General features: G+C 25.0%; 19 protein-coding genes, 3 tRNA genes and 1 other RNA gene. 17 read left to right on the top strand and 6 right to left on the bottom strand.

The window, feature by feature from the left end; genetic code table 4:
- Positions 1-64 precede the first annotated feature (64 nt).
- From EGN60_RS03310 to EGN60_RS03300, 3 genes are all read left to right on the top strand, one after another.
- On the top strand, positions 65-5,779 hold the full coding sequence (locus EGN60_RS03310; RefSeq protein ID WP_124724636.1) for an MGA_1079 family surface serine endopeptidase: 5,715 nt from the start codon (positions 65-67) through the stop codon (positions 5,777-5,779).
- A 237-nt stretch (positions 5,780-6,016) separates the two neighbouring features.
- Positions 6,017-6,622, top strand: a complete 606-nt coding sequence (gene rpsD, locus EGN60_RS03305) for a 30S ribosomal protein S4 (protein ID WP_124724089.1) — start codon at positions 6,017-6,019, stop codon at positions 6,620-6,622.
- Positions 6,623-6,788: 166 nt separating this feature from the next.
- Positions 6,789-7,259: a hypothetical protein gene (locus tag EGN60_RS03300; RefSeq protein WP_124724084.1), complete on the top strand. Its 471-nt coding sequence runs from the start codon at positions 6,789-6,791 to the stop codon at positions 7,257-7,259.
- Positions 7,260-7,288: 29 nt separating this feature from the next.
- On the opposite strand, the gene EGN60_RS03295 is transcribed toward EGN60_RS03300, so the two are convergent.
- Together EGN60_RS03295 and ffs are read right to left on the bottom strand one after the other, a co-directional pair.
- Positions 7,289-7,951: a hypothetical protein gene (locus EGN60_RS03295; RefSeq protein WP_124724083.1), complete on the bottom strand. Its 663-nt coding sequence runs from the start codon at positions 7,949-7,951 to the stop codon at positions 7,289-7,291.
- Positions 7,952-8,007: 56 nt separating this feature from the next.
- Positions 8,008-8,104: signal recognition particle sRNA small type (gene ffs, locus EGN60_RS03290), an RNA gene on the bottom strand.
- Between the two features lie 36 nt (positions 8,105-8,140).
- On the opposite strand from ffs, the gene EGN60_RS03560 reads away from it, so the two are divergent.
- From EGN60_RS03560 to EGN60_RS03275, 4 genes are all read left to right on the top strand, one after another.
- On the top strand, positions 8,141-8,542 hold the full coding sequence (locus tag EGN60_RS03560; RefSeq protein WP_245979660.1) for a gamma-glutamylcyclotransferase family protein: 402 nt from the start codon (positions 8,141-8,143) through the stop codon (positions 8,540-8,542).
- 92 nt (positions 8,543-8,634) lie between these two features.
- Positions 8,635-9,072 carry a hypothetical protein gene (locus tag EGN60_RS03555; RefSeq protein ID WP_245979659.1) on the top strand — a complete coding sequence of 146 codons (438 nt, stop codon included), beginning with the start codon at positions 8,635-8,637 and terminating at the stop codon, positions 9,070-9,072.
- Positions 9,062-10,744 (top strand): GIY-YIG nuclease family protein, encoded by a 1,683-nt coding sequence (locus EGN60_RS03280; RefSeq protein ID WP_124724635.1) that lies wholly within the window; start codon positions 9,062-9,064, stop codon positions 10,742-10,744. Before EGN60_RS03555 ends, EGN60_RS03280 begins: the two co-directional genes overlap by 11 nt.
- A 45-nt stretch (positions 10,745-10,789) precedes the next feature.
- Positions 10,790-10,865 (top strand) — tRNA-Arg (locus tag EGN60_RS03275).
- A gap of 67 nt (positions 10,866-10,932) precedes the next feature.
- Here EGN60_RS03275 and EGN60_RS03270 read toward each other — a convergent pair.
- The gene (locus EGN60_RS03270; protein ID WP_124724634.1) at positions 10,933-12,588 is read right to left on the bottom strand and encodes a variable surface lipoprotein; all 1,656 of its coding nucleotides are present in this window, start codon (positions 12,586-12,588) and stop codon (positions 10,933-10,935) included.
- A gap of 188 nt (positions 12,589-12,776) precedes the next feature.
- On the opposite strand from EGN60_RS03270, the gene EGN60_RS03265 reads away from it, so the two are divergent.
- The 6 genes from EGN60_RS03265 (at position 12,777) to EGN60_RS03240 (ending at position 18,579) form a co-directional block, all read left to right on the top strand.
- A tRNA-Gly gene (locus EGN60_RS03265) sits at positions 12,777-12,850 on the top strand.
- Between the two features lie 3 nt (positions 12,851-12,853).
- A tRNA-Gly gene (locus tag EGN60_RS03260) sits at positions 12,854-12,927 on the top strand.
- A gap of 119 nt (positions 12,928-13,046) precedes the next feature.
- On the top strand, positions 13,047-14,825 hold the full coding sequence (locus EGN60_RS03255; RefSeq protein WP_124724633.1) for a DUF262 domain-containing protein: 1,779 nt from the start codon (positions 13,047-13,049) through the stop codon (positions 14,823-14,825).
- 311 nt (positions 14,826-15,136) lie between these two features.
- Positions 15,137-15,352 (top strand): helix-turn-helix domain-containing protein, encoded by a 216-nt coding sequence (locus EGN60_RS03445; RefSeq protein WP_211324454.1) that lies wholly within the window; start codon positions 15,137-15,139, stop codon positions 15,350-15,352.
- Entirely contained in the window at positions 15,345-17,975 is a 2,631-nt protein-coding gene (locus EGN60_RS03245) for a type I restriction-modification system subunit M (protein ID WP_124724632.1), read from the top strand. The genes EGN60_RS03445 and EGN60_RS03245 overlap by 8 nt, the downstream gene beginning before the upstream one ends.
- The gene (locus EGN60_RS03240) at positions 17,968-18,579 is read left to right on the top strand and encodes a restriction endonuclease subunit S (RefSeq protein ID WP_124724631.1); all 612 of its coding nucleotides are present in this window, start codon (positions 17,968-17,970) and stop codon (positions 18,577-18,579) included. The genes EGN60_RS03245 and EGN60_RS03240 overlap by 8 nt, the downstream gene beginning before the upstream one ends.
- Here the strand turns inward: EGN60_RS03240 and EGN60_RS03235 are convergent.
- Both EGN60_RS03235 and EGN60_RS03230 read right to left on the bottom strand, forming a co-directional pair.
- Positions 18,551-19,465, bottom strand: a complete 915-nt coding sequence (locus EGN60_RS03235) for a site-specific integrase (protein WP_124724630.1) — start codon at positions 19,463-19,465, stop codon at positions 18,551-18,553. The genes EGN60_RS03240 and EGN60_RS03235 overlap by 29 nt on opposite strands.
- Positions 19,410-20,006, bottom strand: coding sequence for a restriction endonuclease subunit S (locus EGN60_RS03230; RefSeq protein WP_124724629.1), 597 nt, complete (start codon positions 20,004-20,006; stop codon positions 19,410-19,412). Before EGN60_RS03230 ends, EGN60_RS03235 begins: the two co-directional genes overlap by 56 nt.
- Positions 20,007-20,124: 118 nt before the next feature.
- Between EGN60_RS03230 and EGN60_RS03225 the strand changes: the two genes are divergently transcribed.
- From EGN60_RS03225 to EGN60_RS03210, 4 genes are all read left to right on the top strand, one after another.
- Entirely contained in the window at positions 20,125-20,724 is a 600-nt protein-coding gene (locus EGN60_RS03225) for an FMN-dependent NADH-azoreductase (RefSeq protein WP_124724628.1), read from the top strand.
- Positions 20,725-20,898: 174 nt separating this feature from the next.
- Positions 20,899-21,342, top strand: a complete 444-nt coding sequence (gene rplK, locus EGN60_RS03220) for a 50S ribosomal protein L11 (protein WP_124724627.1) — start codon at positions 20,899-20,901, stop codon at positions 21,340-21,342.
- Positions 21,342-22,034, top strand: a complete 693-nt coding sequence (gene rplA / locus EGN60_RS03215; protein ID WP_124724626.1) for a 50S ribosomal protein L1 — start codon at positions 21,342-21,344, stop codon at positions 22,032-22,034. The genes rplK and rplA overlap by 1 nt, the downstream gene beginning before the upstream one ends.
- 90 nt (positions 22,035-22,124) lie before the next feature.
- Positions 22,125-23,393, top strand: coding sequence for a DDE-type integrase/transposase/recombinase (locus EGN60_RS03210; RefSeq protein WP_157977618.1), 1,269 nt, complete (start codon positions 22,125-22,127; stop codon positions 23,391-23,393).
- 119 nt (positions 23,394-23,512) lie between these two features.
- On the opposite strand, the gene eno is transcribed toward EGN60_RS03210, so the two are convergent.
- Positions 23,513-24,883, bottom strand: a complete 1,371-nt coding sequence (gene eno / locus EGN60_RS03205; RefSeq protein ID WP_124724624.1) for a phosphopyruvate hydratase — start codon at positions 24,881-24,883, stop codon at positions 23,513-23,515.
- Positions 24,884-24,905: the final 22 nt, after the last annotated feature.

The following is a 24,905-nucleotide window of genomic DNA, read 5'->3' as shown; positions in this document are numbered from 1 at the left end:
TTTAAGATTTAATATACAATAGTTATTTTTTTTAATATAATTTTTAAAAATATAAGGAGTCTATATGAAAAAGTCTAAAAAATTATTATTAAAATCATCTACATTATTTTTAATGACAGCTACTGGTTTTTTAACTCTAGCTTGCAATAAAAACCAACCAAAACCCGAACTTAAAAAAGTAAATTTAGGTTCTTCTTTTTCAGCTATTGAAGAATTTAAAGCAGAAGATACTTATCCTGAAATAACTGCTTTATTTTCAAATTCATTAGTTGATAATTACTTAAATTCTTCTACTTCAAATGCTGATGCTGAAAAGAAAATAATTAATATTAAAACAACCTATTTATTAGCTAAAAAAATAAAAGAAAGTCATAATTCTTTACTTTCAATTAGTTCAGATAGTGAAATAGCTTCATCTCCACTTAAAAAGAATATTGATTCAATCATTGCTGATTATAATGCAAAATTTGCTGATAATAAATTAAATATTGATGCAATAGTAAACAATCAACATATTTCAGATCAATCAGCTTTTGATTTTATTTTTGATTCTTTAAGTAAATTAAACAAAGCAATAGATGATTTAAAAATAGAACTTGCAAAAGCTTCAAAAAATACTGAAGATGCTTTTAATAGTTTAAAAAGTCAAATTTTTGATCAAATCTCTTTACCAATAAATCAAAAAATAAATGAAGCATTTAAGAACAATTTAAAAGGCTTATTTGTTAGAACCTTAAATTCTTATGCTGATCCTAATGCTGAAAATGTTTTAACTTCACTTCAAGCTTTAGCTAACAAATATAATGATTATTTATTAATAGTTAAAGAATTTTTAACTTTTAAAGAACTATATATGATGCTTTTTCAAGGTAAAGATTTTAATAGCTTTAGTTTAGCTATTAAAAACAAATACAATGATTTAAAAGCAAGATTTTTAGATGATGAAAAAATTAAAGATTGAAATTTAGATAATATAGATGAAATAAGAACTAAATTAGATGAATATAAATCTATTTTCAATTTATTTAATCAAGAATCATTAAATCCTAATTTAGACTTTAGCAATTTTGACAGTATTTTAAACTCTTTTGAAGATGATATATTTATAAATAAAATTTTATTTGATGCTAAAAAAACAACTTTAAAAACTCAAGATGCAATTAATGCTTATGCACAAAAATTAAGTACTTTAAAAAATAAAGTTCATAAAGTTTTAAATTTATATAATGAAAAAAATGACGCTTTAATTAATGAAGCTAATAAAAATGATTTAAAAGCTTTATTATCTACTTTATTTACTTCTGATAATAAACTTGATTTTTCTTTAAATAATGAACCTGATACACTTATTTCAAAATTAGATCAAATTAAAAATAATCTTTCAGCATTTAGTCCAAGACATAGTGAAAGAGATCCAGAATTAACTAAAAAAATAGATGCTTTAAGTTCTTTAATTGATTCATTAGATAGTTATTTAAGAAATTTAGGAGCCTTAAAACAAACTGTTTTAGCAAATATAAACTCTTTAGCTTTAGCTGATCAAGCTACTTTAGATATTAATAATTTAAAAACTAAATTACAAGCTATAACTGAAAAAATTAAAAGCCTACAAGCTAAAAAATTAGATTCAGATAAACAACAAAAATTAGATGAGATTTTAAATAACTTTTATGATTTAAATAAAATTCTATATTCTAATCAAACTTTAAGTTTATTTAATGATGTATTAACTCAAAAACAAAATGCTTTAAATCAATTTGAGCAAACTTATATAATAGCTCCACATGAAAGAGATTTAGCAGCATTTAGCACTAGAGTAAATCAAGAACTAACTTTAAAATTAAATGATAATTTAGAAAGATATGGCTTAACAAATAAATTAACTCCTTTGTCATTTACAGATAATAATTTTGATTTATATACTTCTTTAATAAAACCTAGAGGAACAGAAGTTACAAGAACTTCATATTCAGTAGATATTCATGAACCTCAAAAATTAAAAGTTTCATATACTGTTAGAGCTTTAGATAATCCAAGTTTTAGTACAACAGTTAAAAAAGAATTAACATTTACAAAAGATGTTAATGCTTTATTAAATGCGCTTGACTCAGTTTCAATTGAAAATCTATTTACAGTTGATTATGATTATTTAAATACTTTATCTTATGATCAAGCAAATGACTATTCTTTATTTAATGATTATGTATCAAAAAATAATGATTATATAAATGGATATTTTAAATATCAAATTCATAAAGATGGATTTTTAGTAAAAGATGGAACTGCAACAAAATTAAAAGTTGATTATTTATTTAATAACGGCATTTTAAAAACAGTTGATGTTCCTATGCCTAAATTACATTTTATTGCAAATAGTGATGTGGCTGTAAGATTAGATTTTAAAGATGATTTTAAAACAACAGAGTATTACACTAATCCTACTAAGTTTGGATTTCGTTTAGATAATTATTTTGCACAACAAATGACTCTATATGCAACTGGCATTAGCAAGTTTGTAGTTAATCCTACAGCTAGACGTCTATCGAGTGAAAGCCAATATCAGTTAAATGAACAAGAAAGAATAGCAGGATTTAAAAGTATAATTTCCAATATAACAAAAAATATTACTGAAGAACAACTAATCCCATATTCAGATGATTTATTAATAGATGTTGATACTAACGAAAACATTATTAAATTTAAAATTAATAAGGATGGTACTACTAAAAACGCATATTTACAAGTTAAAAATTTAGGAGATGCCGCTACTGCTACAAATAGAGAAGATGAAAAAAGAATTTTAAGATTATTAGGATATACTGAATTTAAAACTGTTGACGAAGCAAATAAAAAATATAGCGATCATGTTTTAGAAAAAGAAGAAGTAAAAAATAAACTTGAAACTCATTCTCAATTAGTAGCATGAGACGCTGCTAGAGTAAAGAGCGATCTTGAAAGATTGTATACATTTCCTTCTTTTGGTCAATATCAAGTTTACATAAAATCTGTTAAAAATGTAGATACAAAAAATGGGGCAGTAGATTTAGTTCTTTGATATAAACATAATGGACAAGAAGTAGAAATACCAAGAGGTTTAACAGAAGATTCTATGAGAAAAGTTCATTTAAAATACTTTAAGCCTTTAATGTTCGAAGATATTAACCCAAGAAATAATAGCGTATTTAGTTCTCAAGATTTTACTGGAAATGGATATCAAAATATAGATTCTAGCGATATTACGAAAATTCAAAATATTAACTCAACGAACTTTACATATAGAAGAACAAAAGCATACATTAATTCTAAAAATCAAAAACTAGGCTATGCTTTAGTAGATCCTGAAGATATTGTTCAACAAAAAGCCTATACTAAATTAAATTATTTAATTGGTTTTAAAGGACAAGTCGCTAGAAGTGAAGATGAAAATAAAGATGCAGAAAATGCAAGTAAATTTGATAATTTACCAGATTCAAAAGAGGCGACGCCAAAAAATACAGTTGTTCAAAATTCTACAATTACAATTTCAACTGATGAAATCAAGTATAATGGAGATTTAACAAATCAAACTAATTTAAATGAATTATCAAATAAGTATTTTATTTACTTTATTGATGTTAGAGCTTCAAAAGGTAAGAATAACAAAAACGCTAAAACAATGACATTTAAATTAGGTTTTATTGATAAAAATGATGTCAATAAAAGATACTTATTGAATAAAGATATAACCTTAGATAATCTACAAAATGACTATAAAAATAATTTATATCCAGAAGTTATTTTAAATAATATAACTTTTGAAAACTTAAATTTAGTTAGCCTTAGCCAAATAACTGCTGAAAATTTAAAAAGTCAAATAGGACAAAGTTTGTTACAATCTGCAAATATTAAATATAAAGAAACTGGCAAGTCAAATCCTCAAGAAATTGAATATAATAACTTTACTTTAAACTTAAACACTATAAAAATAGCTGATGTTAAAATAAAAGACGCAAGACAAGGCAAAGCATACATTAGATTGAAATATCAGCCAGCAAATAATGGACCTGCAATTCTAGGTAATAGATGATATTTAATTGAGGGTTTAAAAGCTTCAAGTTCTACTGAAACAGCAAGCGAAAATAATTTAACATGAAAAAACAATGCATTGCATGAAATATATTCAAGCAGCTCAGTAAAAAGACAAAGAGAAATTGAAGCTTATTATAAAGATTTATATTGAAGCTATGATGAAACAACAAATACTGCTTCATGAACTTTAAAACGTAAATATATTGAAAAAACACTATTAGATTCAACAAATACATCAGCTGAGTTAGATATGAGTTTATTTGGTAATGTATTATTCCAAGATGAAAGACGTTTCTTACGTTTTGGGGATCCTTTTAAATTCACTTTTAATGTAAAAGAATTGCAAAATCACGCTATTACTAAAGAATTTTCAACTAATGCTTTAGATTATGTTAATGGTTTGACAAGAAAAAATGCTCCAGCAATTAAATTAATTTTAAAAGCAGAATTAAATGGCGAAGGAATTGTCTTTAGTTTAAAACCAGAAAAAGTTGAATATAAAATTTTTATTTCACACCCTGAAGATGAAGTTATTAGATCCTTAGATTTAACTGGTCCAAGAGGCGGAGAATTTAAATCTGATAAAGCATTTTTATTAAGAAAAGCAGCTGCTAAAATAACTATTAGATACGAAAACAATAAACAAAAAGAAGATTTTGGTTTTGAAACTAATAAATTTGATTATAAAAAACTAAGCTATACTCAAGAAAATATGCCAATTTTATTCAGTAATGATTATTCAAAATTATGAACTGAATATTCACCAAATCAAAATGTTTCATATAAATTCCACGAAGGTTATTTATTAAGTAATGAATATTTAAACTTTGATCAAAATAATACTCCATTATTTAAAAACTTAAGAGAAAGAACAATGGCTTATAATTATGGTTCAGCTACTGTAATTGGAAAAGCTTCAAATTCTGAAGATAATACAAAATTCTTTTTATTAACTAATAACCACGTTGAAAAATATGAAAATATTAAAGCATTAAAAGAAAACAGTCATCAAGTTGCTTGAAGATATTTAACTCGTTATGGTAAATACTTTAGCAACAATATAAATGCGGGTCATAGTTATTGAGGTGGTTTATATACTGTTGGTGTATATCCAAAAGTTGTTTGAACTGGAAAAGATCAATTAAATAATCAAGGTTTAAATCCTGTTAGAACAGATTTAACTATTATTGAAGTTGACATTAAAGACATAATTAAACAAGCTAAAAGCGATGGACGATATGAAACCGCTTTATGATTTGAAAATTGAAAAAATATTACAGATTTCAATTTAAATTATGTTGGTGATAAAGTAAATGATATTGATAATATACCTTATGCATATCATGGCGGAAATAACGGTTTTCCTTTTGCAAAACAAGCAGGATATATTATAAATAGAGCTAAAATTTCTTCAGCTGGAATTAGATTAGATTATCAAAATGGATATGTTCCTGCATTCTTTAATCAAGGTAACTCAGGAAGTGGTGTTTTTGGTGAAGAAGGATTGAATACTGTAGTTAACTCAGGAACTCCTTTAAAAGTTTTAAACTCTTGAAATTATGCTTCAAAAGGTCACAACTTTATGGGAATAAATAATCAAAATGAAGACCCACTTTCATTAAAAAACACAAATTCATTTGCTTCAATTTTATATAATCTAAATATAAAAGATCCACATAATTATGACATTCCATGATTTTTAAAGAAATAGGTTTATAACCTATTTTTTTATACTTTTAAAAAAACTTTTAGTTTATTTATAAACTTTATAAAAGTTTTTAACTTTTTTAGTGTAAAATAGTATATGCATTGGAACAGCAAAATAATATTTTTAAATTGTTTTTTATTTTGTTATAAATTTGATAGTAGGTAAGCTGTATTCTGAAATCATTAGAATAAAAAACTTTAAAAAGAATTATTTTCCTTTGCTTTTTAGAAAGGAAATATTATGTCAAGATTTACAGGCTCAATGTTTAAAAGATCAAGAAGATATGGAACTTCTTTATTAGAAAATAACAAAGAATTTTCTAAAGGTAAAAAACGTACAACAGCACCTGGACAACACGGTGCTAAAAGAGCTAAACCATCAGATTACCAATTACACATGTACGAAAAACAAAAAGTTAGATACATGTACGGTTTAAATGAACGTCAATTCAAAACCCTATTCTTAGCAGCATCTAAAAAACACGGTGTTACTGGGGTTAACTTATTACAAATGGTTGAATCAAGATTAGACAACTTAGTATTCAGAGCTGGTTGAGCAAGAACAAGAGCTCAAGCAAGACAATTCGTAAACCACGGTCACTTCACAGTTGACGGTCACAAAGCAAACATTCCTTCAATGTTAATTAAACCTGGATCAGTTATTGAAATGAAAGCTTCACTTCAAAATAATGCTGAAATGAAAGCTGCAATGGAAGTTATGACTGTTTCTCCATGATTAACAAAAGAAAACTTTAAATTAACATTTACAAGAGTTCCTGAAAGAAATGAATTTGCACACGAAATAAACGAAGCTTTAATCGTTGAATACTACAACCGTTTAGTTTAATTAAAACAAGTTACATCGCAAGATGTGGCTTTTTATTTTGAAAAAAAAAAAAAATACACACTTTTTTGCAAATTTGAGAATTAACTAGGTTAAATAATAAAAATAATTATTTTTATTTAAAGTAAATTAAAAAATATGTTTTAATTTTATAGTAATAAAAAAGAAGATGAATATGAGTAAAAAAAGACTTATTAATTGAAGATATAAATTATTTAAAAAATATATTAGAAAAAATAAATTATGTTTAATTTCGATCGAAATGGATCGTATTTTCTATCCTCATATTCACTACTATTTTTGAACTCCATATGTTTTAGAAGACAGCAAATTCATTTTTAGAAAACTAACTAAAGAAAAGCAAATGCAAAAATATATAAACTATAATCTTGATTTAACAGCTGAACAAAAACAAGATTTAATAGACATAATGAATATGGAAAAAGAAGAAGCTCTTTTTGAAGAAAAAAATAGCGATAATAACGAAAATAAAAATAATAATGTAAGTATAAGCCCAACTCAAACAATTACAAGTGAAATAAAAGTCAAAAAAGAAAAAGCAAAAATAGAAGATAAAAAACCAGTTGAAGATTTAAATTCTATTTTATTTTCAGAACCTGAAATTCCAAATAAAGAATAAAAAAAGTAAAGAGATTAAACTCTTTACTTTTAATTTAAAACGGTTTTTTGTTCAATTTTTTCAAGTGCTGATTCAACCATTACAGCCATTTTAGAACTTAGATATTCAGCTATAGGATTTTGTCTATCTAAAAAGATTTGATTAGCTTTAGGTAAAAGCTTGCTGTAGTTTTCATATGCTTCAACTATAATTAAATCTTTTGGGGCCATTTCAATATCTTTAGTCATCTCAGTGATTTCTTTATCAACAAAACTTGGATTTGCAAAAATATAATATGGTTGAACAAATAACTGAAAGCCTTTTGGTGCATTTTCCATTTCAGCTATCAAAATAAAAACAATGTCTTCGGATTTGCGATTTAAAAATAAAACTAAATTATTTAAAGCTTCTTTTAAAACATTGCTATTTACAAAATTATTATCTGGATTTCTATCATCTCAAATATTTATAGTTTCTAAAGAAAAAGTTAAGGTATTTGGAATTATAAATATTTCTTTTAGATCACCATATAAATTTTTAAAAGTTTCTAAATCATATTGACTTGGATTTGTAATTTGATTTAATATTAACTGTGAATTTAAAATAGGTTTTTCTGAAAGTTTTATATAAACAGTAAACTCAATTGTTTTAAATAATATATAACCTTTAAAATCATCTTGATTTAAAGGAATTAAAGATTTTGAATAATACATTTTTTCTCCTATTTTAATTATATATAAAAGCAACTAAATTTACTAGTTATTAAGATAATAAAAAAAAGACCACAGAACACAATACTTCTCGACGTGGCTGCTATATTTCTATCCTGACCAGATTACAAGGTTATCATTCCCGTGGCATAATTATTATACAACAAAAATAAAAACAATTATAATATTAATATGGTAAAAGAAGAAAACAAAATATTATTGTTTAGTTATGGAACAATACAAGATGAATTATTTTATAAAAATTTATTTAATGAAAATACAAAAAAATTTAAAGCTTCTTTAAATGGATATGCTAAATGTGTAGACGATACATTATATTTTTTATTAAAAAAAGATAAAGCATCTCAAGTTAAAGGAACAGTTTTTGAAATAACAAAAGAAGAGCTATTTTTAGTAGATAGATGAGAGTTATTCCCTGAATATCAACGTTTTTTTGTTAATGTTTTAAATGAAGAAACAAATGAAATTGTTGAGAATGTTTATGTATATACTAAATTAGAAGTTGGTCGTGTTTTTTTAGCACCAGAAGATATGCCTTTTTCTAAAATCCTTCAGCAACTGAAGAAAATTTAAAAGCTTTTATTGAAATTGAAAAAGCAACAAGTCATTTTCCTATTTCAGATTTTTTATTTTTATATAAAATTACAAAAGAAGAACATGACAGCATGCAAAATATAACTCATCCATATTTTTCAATGATAATAGAAGATCATAAATCAAAACAAATTATTCATGAACCTTGCGCAATGTTTAGCTTAGCTGAAAAAAATGAATATTATGCAGTAGTATGTCAATTTGGAAGAAAAAACAATTTAAATAGTTTGTTTTATTATAGAACGTTTCATAACTTAATTAAAGATTTTAATCCATCAATTAATTTTAAAAGTCATTATGACAATTTTGATATTCCATTTATAAAAACAAAAAAACCTGATTATTGTTTACAAATGACTCAAAAACCTGAACTAAAAGAAGATTTAGTAGGTTGAGCTGAAGATCGTGCTTTTCAATATGCTGTACGTGATTTTAATATAGATCCTTTTAAACGTTATAATATTTTATTACAAGGCTTTTTTGAAGGTAAACCTAAAAATGATAAATAAAGAAGCAATAAAAAACGTTTCAGATAAACCTGGCGTTTATTTATGAAAAGATAAAAATAATCAAATTATATATATTGGTAAAGCTAAATCATTAGCTAAAAGAATGGCTCAATATTTTGATAAAAATATGCTGAACTCTTATAAAACACCTAAGATGCTAGAAAAAATAGCATCTTTTGATACTATCGTTTTAGATAGTGATAGAGAAGCTTTTATTTTAGAAAGACAGCTTATTGCTAAATATCGTCCTTTTTATAATGTTTTGTTTCCTTCTCAAAATACTTTTCCATATATAAGAGTTAAATTAGTTAATAATGAATTAAAAATTGAAATTAAAAATAATTATAAAAAACAAAAAAATGCAATCTATTATGGTCCTTTACCTAATAATAAAAACTTTAAACCTTTATTAACTTATTTACATCATTTGCTTTTAGCAAAAGATGGTTTAATTATTCAAAAGCAAACAAAAGAGTTTGCTTTTGAAGCATTTAATAAAGCTAAAGAAATAATGAAATTCGGTCTTAGTTTTAAAAAAGAATTAGAAAAGAAAATTGAAGAAGCTAATAATGATTTAAGATTTGAATATTCAAAGTTTTATAATGATATTTTAGAGTTATTAAATTACAACCAACAAGATCAAAATATTTTTATTAAATTAACTAAATCAATTGATGTTTTTTCTTTTTTAGAAAAAGATAATTTAATGGTTATATGTATTATGTCATATCGCTTTGGCGCTTTAGTTTCACAAAGCGATTATGTTTTTGAAATAAAATTATCAAAACAAGATTTTATAAACGAGTTTTTAAATGAATTTTATTTAAATAATGATTTAGTTGATGAAATTATTTTAAATAAAGAATTTAAAGATTATGATTTAGATTTAAAAAGCAATATAGTATTTAATGAATCAAGTTTATATATTGATTTATTAAATAAAGCAAATAATAATGTTTTAAATAATTTAGAAAATAAAATAGCTAAATTTAATTTAGATAAATCAAGAAATTATGAAGCACAAAATAAATTAAGTTTGTATTTAAAAACAAATACAAACTTAATAGTTATGTTTGATAATTCATTTTTAAAAGGAACTAATCAAATCATAGGTGGAGCAATTGCTTATAAAGAAGGTCAAGCATTTAAAAAAATGTATCGTTATTATAATTTAGATAATGATTTTAATAAAAATGGCGATATAAATTATATTTATCAAAGTGCTTTAAATTATTTAAGAGAATTTAAAGACATTGATGTGATTTTTGCTGATGGTAATATTTTGCAAATAAACGAAATTAAAAAAGCACAAAAAATACTTAATTTAGATATTCCGGTTTTTGGACTTATTAAAAATGAAAAACATGAAACAAGATCATTAATAAATGAAAAAAACATTGAAATTAAAATAGATGAACGTGATGTTTTTGATTTTTTAGCTAGATTACAAACTGAAGTTGATAAGTTTGTAAAATCAAGATATCACAGCAAACATTTAAAGACAATGCTAAATAATCCTTTATTAAAACTTAAAGGAATAGGTAAAAAAAGTATTGAAAAATTATTAGATCATTTTAAAAGTTATGAAGCAATAAATAATGCTGATTATTCTGAATTAATTAAGGTAATTCCTAAAAATGTAGCCAAAATAATAATCGAAAATAAAAATTAATTATTTTGTTAAATTATTTTTTATTGTGCTAAAATAATTATGTGTGGTCGTGTAGCTCAGGGGATAGAGTACGTGCCTTCTAAGCATGTGGTCGCAGGTTCGAATCCTGCCACGATCGCCATTTTTTTTTATTCTTTTTTTTATAGTATTTTATTTTGTATTAAAAAAGTCAGGTTTTAAACCTGGCTTTAATTTATTTTTAATAAAGAGTCTAAAAGTTTAACTAAAATATAATAATTTATTGCTGTAAATTCAGTATCATTAAGTTTATTTGTTTTTAAACCTTTTGTTATATATTTTGTATAAATTGGTTCAAGCTTTACAGTTTTAGAAGCATCATGAGTTCTAATTTGTTCTTCATAATTGCTTAATAAACCTTTTGTTGCGTCTAATAAAGGTTTGTAAGCTTCTAGATTTGTGTTTGCTAAATAATTTTTATTTTTTATTGCTTCAAGCATTGAAGTTTCTTTTGATAAATTAGGATTTTTTAGTTGATCAAAAGAGGTTGAGTTTGGAAATTTTTGTTTTAAATCTGCTGAAATTAAATTATAACTTTGATCAGCAAAATATTTAAATTCATTTAAGTTTTGTGAATCTCTTGCAACATATGCTTTTACACCTTTTGAATAAATGTTTACTTTTTCAATAAGCGCTATCATTGCATCATTATAAGCATTTTTATTTTCATATGATGTTGAAAATAAATCATCAAGGTTAACTTCTTTGGCTAATTTTGTTACATTTGCATTTAATATATCATGTAAAGATTTTAATTCGGGTGATTTTACTAAAATCATTTTTAAAAAGTCTTTATAAGCTTTTTTGTATTTGTCTTTTAAATCTGAAAGTGTTTGATTTGATCCTTGTTTTTCTAAAAATGTTTTAAGAGTAGGACTAGCAGTTTTTAAATAGCCAATAAATGTATTAAAATTTGTTTCCATTTCGCCATCAGTTAAATTAAAGAAATGTTTATTAAGAACCAAATCATAAGCGTTCATCATTGAGTCTAAAATTTCAGTTTCTATTTTAGGAGCTTTGACTTCATTTTTTAAAGAATCGTCTTTAGGGTCTAAATAATAATAAGCTCCTCTATTTGCTTTAATTGCAGCAGCTCTGGCTAAAACTACTTTGCTTAATTCAGCTTCAGTTAATTTATATTTATCTTTAATTTTTTTCAATTCTTCAGCATATCTTTCTCTTACTCTTGTTACTTCACTTTGATAAGCATTTTCTGATTCAGAACCAGCATCTATTTTATTTAAAAGTAAAGATGTTCCATCATATAAAAATGGTTTAGGTTGACTTTGTGGTTGTGTTGGCACTGGATGATTTTGAGGTTGAGCTGGGGTTAAATGAGGTTGTGGTTGAGATTGGGTTGAATGACTAGGTGCCGGGCTTGGTATATTTGTATGTTCGGCTGGTCTATTTACTGGTTTTGAAGTTGCTGTACCATGTTCTGGCGTTGCATTTGTATGCTCAGTACTATTTTGTGAACCTGAATTAGCTTGTTGTTTATTAGTTTCCTCATTAGCGGGTGCTTTAGATTCTGAAGAATTATTAGATTCTGGGTTTGCTTGATTTGATGAACTTGTAGAACCTGAATTTTGATCTGAACTAGTTGAAGGTGCGCTTTCATTTGAAGTATTTTCATTTCCTGTACTATTTGCAGAACCTGAATTAATTTTTTCTACACTAGTAGAATCGCCATTTGAATTATCTGATGAATTAGCTAAATCATTAATTGTTTTTAATACATCTTTTGTTTCACAACTAGCAGCTACAATTGGTAAAGCTAATGTAGCAGAAGTTAATGTTAATAAAAAAAATTTTTTTGTTAGTTTCATAATTTACTCCTTTTAATGCTTATATTATTAGCACAATATTTAAAAAAAATTTAATTTTAGTGTTTTATTTTGCAAAAAACAACTTTTATTAACTTTTTATAAAAGATTTAATGTATTTTTTAAAAATCTAATAAAAATTGTAAAAATTAATTAATTTAAAAATTTTATTGTATAATAATTACATAACTGCGAGTGTAGTTTAATGGTAGAACATCAGCCTTCCAAGCTGAATACGTGGGTTCGATTCCCATCACTTGCACCATTTGCGGATGTAGTTCAATGGTAGAACATCAGGTTGCCAATCTGAATACGAGGGTCCGATTCCCTTCATCCGCACCATTGTTATACTAAGGTAAAAAACCTTAAATTAGCGCCAACCCGTACGGGTTTTTTATTTACTTTTTTTTGCTTTTAAATAACTTTTTAGTAAAATAAAAATAGAAAAGAAAAGGAAGCTTATGCAAGAAAGAAAAATGCTAGAATTAAAAAATATTTTTGTTTCTGAAATCTTTAAAGAACATTTAAGAGTTTTATATTATAAAAGAAACTATTGTTGATCTAAAGAAACTTTAAATACATTTTTAAATGATATTTATGATGCTTTTGTTAGCCAAAAAGATAGTTATTGATTAGGTAATATTACTCTTTTAAAATTAATAAATAAAAAGAATTTAGAAGCTTCAAATGTAGGTTTTGAAATTATTGATGGATTTCAAAGAATAATTACAGTTTGCTTTATTTTAAGAATATTAGAAAATAGATTAAGTTCTGAAAAGTTAAAAAACTTTCCTATTTTAAAAACTATTTTTCAGCAAAAAAGAAAAATACTTGAATTTGAAGAAGAAGTTTTAAAATATTTTGCTGTTGAAACTTTTGTTAATTTAACAAAAGAAGAATTTGATAAAGAATCTTTTTTAAATGAATTTGAAATTAAAAATTTAAATCCATTAGATTCTAAACTTTTAGAACCATTTAAACAAATTTTTGATTTTATAGATCAAAAATTTCCTAAATCTAGTAAAGAGCTTTCTAACTTTAGTGACTATTTTTTAAACAAAGTCTTTTTTAGTTCTAATATTTTTGAAGAAAAAATTAATAAAATACAAATTTATGATAATTTAAATTATAAAAATGAAAATCTATCAGAAGTCGAATTAATTAAAGGCTATTTATTTTTAGCAAGTAAAGATTCCGATTTATATGGCGAAGCTTTAAGCTGAAACAATATAACTTCTAAAGTAAATAATCAAGTTTTAAAATTTATTGAATATTTTTTAAAAACCTCAATTGATTTTAAAAATATAAATGAAAATATCACAAAACAAAATCTTGAAAAAATTTATTTAAACAAATGAGCTTTAAGTAAAGATGAAAAAAACAATTGAAACTTAGAAACAAAAATTAAATTATTTTTAAAAGAATTAGAAAAGAGAAGTAATGATTTTGCCTTTTTTATAAACGAAAATGAAGTTTATAAAAAAGCTAATAAATCAGAATTTAATTATTATTTTTCTTTATCAAAAACTTTTTCATTTCCTGCATTAGATATATTCATTTATTTTTTAATAAGTGAATGACTTAATAAAAAATTAAAAATAGAAGATGCTACAACTATTATTTCTGAAATAATGAGATTTGTTTTAGTTTATAACTTCATTTTGAATAATAATGAAAAAGAAAGCTCAGAATTTTTAAATTTCTTAATTTCTAATGCTATAAAAAAACAAAAAATAGACAAACAATGAATTATTGAAGCTATTAAAAAAGAATGAAGTATAAAAAATATAAAAGCTGAGCAAATAAAAGAAAAAATTGAAAGTTATATAGCATATGAAAATAAACATTTAACATGTATTTTACTAACTTTATGTGAAGAACATTTAAAAGATACAAAAAATACAATGATTTCTTTTGATTTAGCTTTTGAGCGTTTAAAAGCTAAAAAAGTTAATTTAGATCATATATTACCTCAAAACCCAGATAAAGATGATAAAAACTTTAAATACTATAAATATGAAGATAATAAATTAGTTTTAAAAGATGGAAATGATTTTCCTAAATCTTTTAAAACTAATGAAAACTATAATGTATTTAAAAAACAAATTCTAGATAAAATTGGAAATTTGTCAGTTGAATATGTTGACATTAATACTCAAAAAGGAAATAAAAATATAGACAAAAATTTTACTAATTATTCAAGTATTAAAAAAGAGCAGAAACCATTAGTAATTTTTTAGTTAATTATGTTTTTAAAAAACCGAAATAGTGATTTAGCCATTTGACTTTAAATGGCTATTTTTTTTGCTCTTATAGACAAATTTGAGAGCAATTTTTGATAGAAAAATATCAAAAATTGCTGTGAAATTTAAGGCTAATAAAATTATTAATTTTATCTAATTTTGCTTTAAAAAAATATTATAATAAAACTGTAAGCTATCGATTTTCAATAATATTTTATTTTAAAAAAACAAAGAAAAAACATAAATATAATAAAAAACTTACATATTTATGTCTTAAAAATGCTATAATATTGTTATAAAGGATAAGTATGAATTATAACTATAAAAGGTTAATTAAAACGTTAAGAAACAAGTTAGTTTTAACTCAAGAAGAACTTGCTAGTTTATTAAATGTTTCATTTGCTTCTATAAATAGATGAGAAGCTGGAAGACATGAACCAACAACCAAAATTAAAAAGAAAATTATTGAATTGTGTAAACAAAATGGAATTGAATTAATTATGGAGGAAATAGAATATGAATAAACAACAATTGGCTTCAAAAATATGATCATCAGCAAATAGCATGCGTTCTAAAATAGAGGCTGACGAATATAAAGACTATATTTTAGGGTTTATTTTTTACAAATTTTTATGTGAAAAACAAGAAGAGTATCTTTTAAAAAATCACTGAAGTAGAGAAGAATTTAAAGATTTAAAAATAATTGAATATAACCCGGAACTAATTTCAGAAGAAACTGTCGAAAATTTTAGCAATGAAGAAAAAGAACTTTATAATATTGCAAAATACCTACAAAGAGATTTAGGTTATTATATTCCTTATAAACATTTACTATCTACATGACTAAATTCAGGTAGAGATTTTGATATATCTTTTGTTAGAGATGCCCTTTCTTCTTTTACTAGATTAATAGGTAAGATTCACAAAAATGTGTTTGACAAGATTTTTGATACTCTTCAACAAGGCTTATCTAAATTAGGAGATAATTCAAATAGTCAAACTAAAGCTGTTTTAGATTTATTAGAACTTATTAAAGATATTCCGATGGATGGGAAACAAGATTATGATGTTCTTGGTTTTATTTATGAGTATTTAATTTCTATGTTTGCTGCTAATGCAGGAAAAAAAGCTGGTGAATTCTATACACCTCATGAAGTTTCAGTTTTAATGTCTGAAATTATTGCCCATCATTTACAAAATAGACAAGAAATTACAATTTATGACCCTACTTCTGGTTCTGGTTCTTTATTAATTAATATTGGGCAGTCAATTTCAAAATATATTGAAGACAAAAATAAAATAAAATATTATGCTCAAGAATTAAAAGATAATACCTATAACTTAACACGTATGAATTTAGTTATGAGAGGAATTCTTGGTAATAATATAGAAGTAAGAAACGCTGACACTCTAGAAGAAGACTGACCTGAATTTGATAAAAATGGCAATAGATTATATTTAGATGCTGTTGTTTCTAATCCTCCTTATTCACAACCTTGAGATCCAACAAATAAAGAAAATGATCCAAGATATGAAAGATTTGGTTTAGCGCCAAAATCAAAAGCTGATTATGCTTTCTTATTACACGATTTATATCATATTAAGCCTGATGGAATAATGGCTATTGTTTTACCACACGGAGTTTTATTTAGAGGTAATGAAGAAGAAAAAATAAGAAAAAACTTAATAGAACAAAACCATATTGATACTATAATTGGCTTACCTTCAAATATCTTTTTTGGAACTGGAATTCCAACGATTATAATGATTTTAAAACAAAAAAGAGAAAACAATGACGTTTTAATAATTGATGCCTCAAAAGGATTTATTAAAGCTGGGAAAAATAATAAATTACAAGCTTCAGATATTAAAAGAATTGTTGATACAGTTATTTCTAGAAAAAATGTATCTAAATATGCAAAAGTTGTTTCAAAAGAAGAAATTAGAGAAAATGGATATAACTTGAATATTTCAAGATATGTTGATTCAAGCGAAAAAGAAATTGGGTATGACATATATGCTTCAATGTTTGGCGGAGTTCCAAACTATGAAATAAATGAATTAAATAATTTTTGAGATTCTCTTCCTTCTTTAAAAAATGATTTATTTAATGTAAAAAATTCAAATTATTCAGCTTTCAAAACAAATGATATTGAAAATATAGTTAGAAAAAACGATAGTGTTAATTTATTTATAAAAGATTACATTGCCAAATTTGGTGATTTTGATAATTATTTAAAAAATGAATTAATTAATAATTTAATGAATTTAAATGTTTCAAAACTAAAAGATCAAATTTCAAAAGAATTATTTAAAGTTTTTAAAAATATAAATTTAATAGATCAATATAAAGCTTATCAATTGTTAGATGATGCTTGGACTTCTATTTCTAATGATTTAGAAGTTATACAAACAGAAGGCTTTGAATCTATTAAAAAAGTAGATCCTAATTTAGTATTAAAGAAAAAGAATGGAAAAGAAACAGAAGTTCAAGAAGGTTGATTAGGTCACATATTGCCATTTGATTTAATTAAAACTACTATTTTAAAAGCTAAAAACAATGCTGTTGAAAATATGAAGTCCCGTTTAGAAGAAATTGGGCCTGCATTAGAAGAAATAATCCAAGAATTGGATTCTGAAGAATTAGAAGCTAATTCATCTTTATTTAACGAAAATAATGATGAGTTTGTAAAAGATGAACTTGCTAAATTTATAAAAGGGTTAAAATTTTCAGAAATTGACAATGAAAGTTTTGAAGCAAAAATGTTAAAAGCTTCAAAATTAATAGAAGAAGAAAAAAATCTTAAAAGAGAATTAAAACAAGAAATTGATAATCTAGAATTATTAGCTAAAAAAACAATAGAAAACCTTTCAGATGAACAAACAAGAGAACTTCTATTTGAAAAATGAATTAAGCCTTTAATTAGTGGTATTCATGAATTACCAAATATTTTGATGGATGATTTAATTTTAAAACTTGAAATTTTAAATAAAAAATATGAAAATACTCTTGGTGATTTAGAAAAAGAAATTAGTAGTACTGAAAACGCTATTTGTTCTTTATTAGATGAATTAGAAGGTGATGAATTTGATCTAAAAGGTCTTGAAGAATTAAAAAAAATCTTAAAAGAAGGTAAAAATGACTAAAAAATCATTAAAACCAGCCTTAAGATTTAAAAATTTTACTGAAGCTTGGGAACAGTGTGAGCTGGGGGATATTAGCAAAATTTATAGGGGATTAACTTTTTCTCCAAATAATTTATCAAATAAAGGAATTAGAATTTTAAGATCCTCTAATATAGATGAAGGAAGATTTATTGTTTTTGAAAATGACATTCGTATTAAAAAAGAATTTGTAAATGTTGTTTTTGCAAATAATAAAGATATATTAGTTACAGCGGCTAATGGTTCTCCTAATTTAGTTGGAAAACATGCAATAATAACTAATATTAAGAATAATTCTGCAGTAGCAGGAGGATTTATGCTTTTAATAAGATCCAATTCAAGCTTATTTATTAATCATGCTTTATCTACTTTTGCTTTCTCTGATTTTTTAAAAACAAACGTCTTAGGTGGCAATGGCGCTATAGGTAATTTAAGTAAAAGTATTTTAGAAAAATTTAACATATTTGCACCAATAAATAATGAACAGCAAAAAATTGCTTCATTCTTAGACAACATTGACAACCTTATCACCCTTCATCAGCGTAAGCAAAAAATCACTAAATTAAACCTGATAATGATCTCATAATCACATCAACGTCTTGATTTTCTAATTCTTGTATTATATGTAAATAAACTTTTTGAGTTGTTGTCATATTAGAATGTCCCAATCTTTTTGCAACACTTGCAATTGATACGCCAGCAAAAAGTAAAATTGAAGCGTGTGTGTGTCTTAGTCCATGAATTGTAATAACTGGTAAATTAGCTTGTTTACATCTTCTTTTAAGAGTGTCATTTACTGTAGAATTATAAATATTTTTATCAAAAAAAATAGGTTTGTTAGCGGGCCTATTTTTTATTAATGTAGAAAATTGAGATACAATTGATCAGTCTATTTGTATTTTTCTATTTGAAGATTTATTTTTAGTTGGTTGAAAACTTTTTGAATCTTTATAGTCTCAAGTTTTATTAATATTTAATGTTTGATGTGCAAAGTCAAAATCTTCAGGTGTTAAGGCAATAGTTTCAGAAAATCTTAATCCTGTTTTAGCTATTAATAAAATAAGTCAATCGACATTTATTTCATCTTCTAGTTTTAATGTTTTTAGTAAAGTATGTAATTGGAACTGATTTAAGTATTTATTTTTCTTATTTTTAGGCATTTTTCCTTTTATAATTACTTTTCTTGTGGGGTCTTTTAATATATATCCTTCATCAACTGCGTCTAACAATGATCCTTTTATTTGATGATGAAAATCCATAGTAGTTTGCCTCTCGTGTAATTCTGCAAAATCATTTAATAATTTTTGATAAACATTCCTATTAATTTCATTTACCTTTAATTTTGGTGCTAATTTTTGTATTCATTTTAAAGACAACTCGTATTTTTGTAAAGTTACTTTTCTAACTGCATTTTCTTTATATGTTTTTATTCAATCTTGGTAGTATTTGTAAAATAATTTTTTTGTTTTCATAACCTTTTTTCTCTTTCCTTTGCTTACGCTGATGAAGGGTGATAAGAGAGTCGATGTTATTTAGAAGTAAATAAATGTTTCTTTGTTCATCAATACTTGGTGTTTTTATTAAAGTCTTTTGAAAATCAGAATTTTTAATAACAAATCTTTGAACTCCTTGAGCCATCAGGATGAATTGTTTTCTTACGTCTGAGGTCTCTAATAAATAATTTAGAAATCCTGTATAAAAACTTTTTTCAAATGGTCTATATCTAACCAAATGATAAGAATATATTGTATTTTCAAGATTTTCATCAATAGTTGATACCCTTGCAATATCTTCTGCAGTTTCTGAAGAAGGTGTAATTAAGACATCTCCTCTTTTTAAATCATATTTGTCTAATTCTTGTTTAGAAGCTGTAACTATTATTAAATTTTTAATATTATTATGAATTTCTATTCTTTTATAAACGTCCATATAATTTACTAAATTTACTCTTATTTCATTTTCTAAAACTTTTTTGTCTGCACCGTTTCCTTCAAAAAAACCTTTTTCCCCCAACTCACACTGTTCCCAAGCAAAATGCAAAATTAGTAATTTATTACCTTAGATTCTTATTTTTTATTAAATGTCAAGAATATTTAATAAAATACTATAATTAAAACATAAGGAGAATATTATGGCAAAAGTTTTAGTATTATATACTTCACCCATAGTAGCTGATAAATCAATATCAACTACTTTATTAAATGAATTTATTAATTTATATGCTCAAAAAAATCCACAAGATGAAATAACAAAAATAGATTTAAATAAACAAGATGATATAAAACAAATAATTTCATCTGAAAACATAGCTACATATTTTAGTGATGGGGTTTCTGATAAATATATTGAACTATTAAAAACACATGACAAAGTAATTTTAAATGCTCCAATGTTAAATTTTAATGTTCCCGCAGTTTTAAAAGCTTTTTTTGATAGAGTTTGTGTAGCTAATAAAACATTTAGTTATAAATATGCTAAAAAAGGAAGTTCAATTGGTTTATTAAACCATTTAGATATTCAAATAATAGCAACTCAAGGAGCTCCACTTGGCTGATATCCGTTTTCAAGTCATGTTAATTATTTAGAAGGTGTTTGAAACTTTCTAGGTGCTAAAAAAATTAACACAATGTTAGTAGATGGAGTTAAAGTTGAACCTTTAAGTTTAAAAACAGCCGATGAAATATTAGCTGAATATGAAGAAGAATTATTAAATCAAGTTAATAAATTTTAAAAAATTTAATGATTTAATTTCAAAACCAAAAGTTAGTCTTTTGGTTTTTTAATTATCTTTATATTTTTAAATATTTTTATGTTATAATTGCTATGCAATAATAATTGCCTCTTTGCAAGTGGGAGAATTTGAAATAAAATTCATTTGCACCACAATTATCGAAAGGATATTAAAATGGCTAAAAAAATTATTAAACAAGCTAAATTACAGTTTGCAGCTGGCCAAGCTAAACCAGGTCCTGCATTAGCTGGTGTTGGTATTAACATGCCTGAATTTACAAAAGCATTTAATGACCAAACAAGAGATCGTGGCTCAGAACCTGTGCCTGTTCTTATTACAGTTTATGAAGACAAATCATTTGATTTCAAATTATTTACTTCACCAACTGCATACAAATTAATCGATGCTGCTAAAGTTAAAAAAGGAAGCAGTAAACCTAACAAAGAAAAAATTGGTTCAGTTACTTTAGAACAAGTTAAAGAAATCGCTGAATACAAATTACCAGACTTAAACACAAACAAAATCGATTCAGCAATTAAACAAGTTGCTGGAACAGCTAGAAACATGGGAATTACCATTGAAGGTTATGATGAATGATTGAAAGGTGGTAATAACTAATGGCTAAGAAATTATCAAAAAACGTTAAAAACGTTAAAAATCTAGTTAATAAAAAAGATGTTTATTCATTATTAGAAGCAATCGAATTAGCTAAAAAAGCTTCATTTGCTAAATTTGATGAATCAATGGACATCGCTATTAAATTAAACCTAGACACAAGAAAAGCTGATCAACAATTACGTGGTGCTGTTGTGTTACCTCATGGAACTGGTAAAAACGTTAGAGTTTTAGTTGCAACTGATGAAGTTGCTGCACAAAAAGCTTCATTAGAAGCTGGAGCTGACTTTGTTTACTCATCTTCAGAATTGCCTGAAATCTTAAACCAAGATAAATATGAATTTGATGTAATAGTAGCAGATCCTAAAATGATGTTAGTTTTAGGTAAATATGGTAAAAAATTAGGACCTAAAGGTTTAATGCCTAACCCTAAAACAGGAACAGTTACAACTAACCCAGCAAAAGCTGTTGAAGAACTTAAAAAAGGTAAAGCAAATTACCGTGCTGACAAAGGTGGAATTATCCACGCTGCATTTGGTAAAAAATCAATGGCTTCAAATGTTTTAGCTGAAAACGCTGATACAATTATCCAAACAGTTAAAAGATTAAAACCTCAAACAGTTAAAGGAACATATGTTTTAAACATTACTGTTTCAAGCTCAATGGGAGCATCTGTTAAAGTTAAAATCGATTAATAGAAAAAAACAAGAGAGTTTTCTTCTCTTGTAAACTAGGATAAAAATTTATAGACACATTCCATTTAAAAGAAAGGAATGTGTTTTTTTATGTCAAGAAAACAGTTTACAGCAGAACAAAAACTAAAATATATAAAAATTTTAATTGAAAAAGATTTAGAAATGGCGATGATTACTTTTGTTGAAGATTTCTGAGAAAAAAGATATAAAGAAAATTATTTAAAATACAAGAATAAAAGAAACCCATTTAAATATGCCAAAATGCTAATTACAGATTGATACAACTTGTATAATTTAGATATGGAATTACTCAAATCTAAAACGGGAATTGCTCCAAAAAAAGGTAAATCAGGTCGAAAAAGAAAAATAAGCATAAATGACTTAAATGAATATGAAAGACAATTTTATCAAGATGTCTTAGAAGAAATATTAGAAGAGCATGGGATAAAAAATTCAGATATAATTGAGAAAGTTAAGAAAAGAAAAGACGAAAAAAATATTAAAAACTGCAGAATGAAAATTCTAGCAGAAATCTTTGATATAAACAGAACTTCTATTTACTCTAACTATCTTAAAAAACAAAAAAAAGATTCTAAAGAAAAATATATTAAACAAGAAATTATTGATTGGATTTTAGCAGAAGCTGAAAAATCAGGATTAGTTATAGGTAGGGACAAACTCTATTATAAATATATAAGATCAACAAAAAAATATGTTTCTTCATATGTTTTTAGAATAAATTATGAAAAAAGTCAATATAAATCTTTGTCATATGTGCGTTCAAACAAATCAAGACCACCGAAAGAAGCTAAATACGATAAAATATGAACTGATGACTTTTTAAAAGGAGATTTTTCATCATCTTTTTTCGCTCAAACAATTCATGCGGATATTAAATATGTAAGAGTCAAAGAACAATGATACTACTTACATGTTTTAACTGAAACATTTTCAAATTCAATTTTAAACTGAACATTGTCAAAAGAAAGAACCGCTGATTCAACTATTAAATTATTAGATGAAACCATTAAGAAATTTAAAATAAAACCTCAAATTTTTCATAGCGACCATGGTATAGAGTATGCAAATAATAAATTTAGGGACTTTTTAAAAACCAACAACATTAAACAATCTATGTCACCAAAAGGGAATTCATTAGCTAATAGACCTTCGGAATATTTGTTTTCAATTTTTCAAAGAGAATTATTCGATTTTTACGATACCAGTAAAATGAATTTATTAAATGTGTATAATATAGTTAACAAATTTGTGGTTTGATATAACTTAGATAGACCACAATCGAATATGGAATATAAAACGCCATATGCTGTTAATCAACATATAGCGTTTTGTGTCTAAATTTTTTATCCTAATATAGTTTTCTTCTCTTGTTTTTAATTTATTAAAAATGAATATAAAAAAAGAAGTCAAAGTAAATTAACTATTTAATTAGAAAATTTATTTAACTTCTTATTTTTTTATTTTAAATTAATAAAACTTTTACGACCTTCGTATTTAGCTTTGTCACCTAATTCAATTTCAATTCTTAATAATCTATTGTATTTTGCAACTCTATCAGTTCTTGAAAGTGAACCAGTTTTAATTTCACCTGTGTTAAATGCAACTGCTAAATCAGAAATAAATGTATCTTCAGTTTCACCTGAACGGTGTGATATAACTGGTACAAAGCCTGCTTCTTGTGACATTTTAATTGCTTTAATAGTTTCAGATAATGAACCGATTTGGTTAATTTTAATTAATGTAGCATTAATAGCTTTTTTATCAATTGCCATTTCAATGTATTTAGGATTTGTTACAACTAAGTCATCACCAACTAATTGAACATGTGATCCATATTTTTGATTCATTTTAACAAAGCCTTCTCAGTCATTTTCATCATGAGAATCTTCAATAGAAATAATTGGATATTTAGCAATTAATGAACCATAGTATTCAACAAATTCATCTGATGTAAATGAGTATTTATGATCTGCATATTTTTCAAAACCAGGACGTTTTTCGTCAAGTGCTTTTTTGAATTTTTTGAAAATATATTTGCCTTCTTCTGCATTGTATAATTCTGATGAAGCTGCATCTAAACAAATAGCAACAGCATTTTCACCTGAAGTAGCTGGTGTATATCCTGCTTCTTTAATAGCATTTACTAAAAAGTCTAAAGCTTCTTCATGAGTGTGTAGGTTTGGAGCAAATCCACCTTCATCACCTACTTGTGTTCCGTGTCCTGCTTTTTTTAATAATTTTGCTAAAGTATGGAATACAAAGTTAGCTACTTGCATTGCTTCTTTAAATGTTTTAGCACCTAAAGGCATAATCATAAATTCTTGGAAATCGATTGTGTTTGAAGCATGTTCTCCACCGTTAATAACGTTTAACATTGGAACTGGTAATTTATAAGCATCACGATTATCTAAAGATGCTAAATAATCATATAATTGAACACCTTTTTCTTTAGCAGCAGCTTTTGCAATAGCTAATGAAACAGCTAAAACTGCATTTGCTCCTAATTTAGATTTTGTAGCTGTGCCATCTAAATCTAACATTATTTGGTCTAGTTCAAATTGATTTGAAACTTCTTTATTAACTAACGCATTTGCAATTAGTGTATTAACATTATCAACTGCTAATTGAACACCTTTTCCACCAAATCAATTACCTTCGTATTTGCTTCCTTTATCTCTTAATTCTAAAGCTTCTTTTGAACCTGTTGAAGCTCCAGAAGGAACTAATGCTTCAGCATAAGCTTTTTCTGTAGTTAATTCAACTTTAACAGTAGGATTTCCTCTACTATCTAAAACTTCATAAGCAAAAATTTTAACGATTTTTGACATCTTGTCTCCTTATAAAATATAA

Source organism: Mycoplasma struthionis, assembly GCF_003855455.1.
Lineage (GTDB): Bacteria > Bacillota_I > Bacilli_A > Mycoplasmatales > Metamycoplasmataceae > Metamycoplasma > Metamycoplasma struthionis.
The sequence above is the reverse complement of the archived record's forward strand: the minus strand, read 5'-3'. Positions and strand labels throughout refer to the sequence as shown.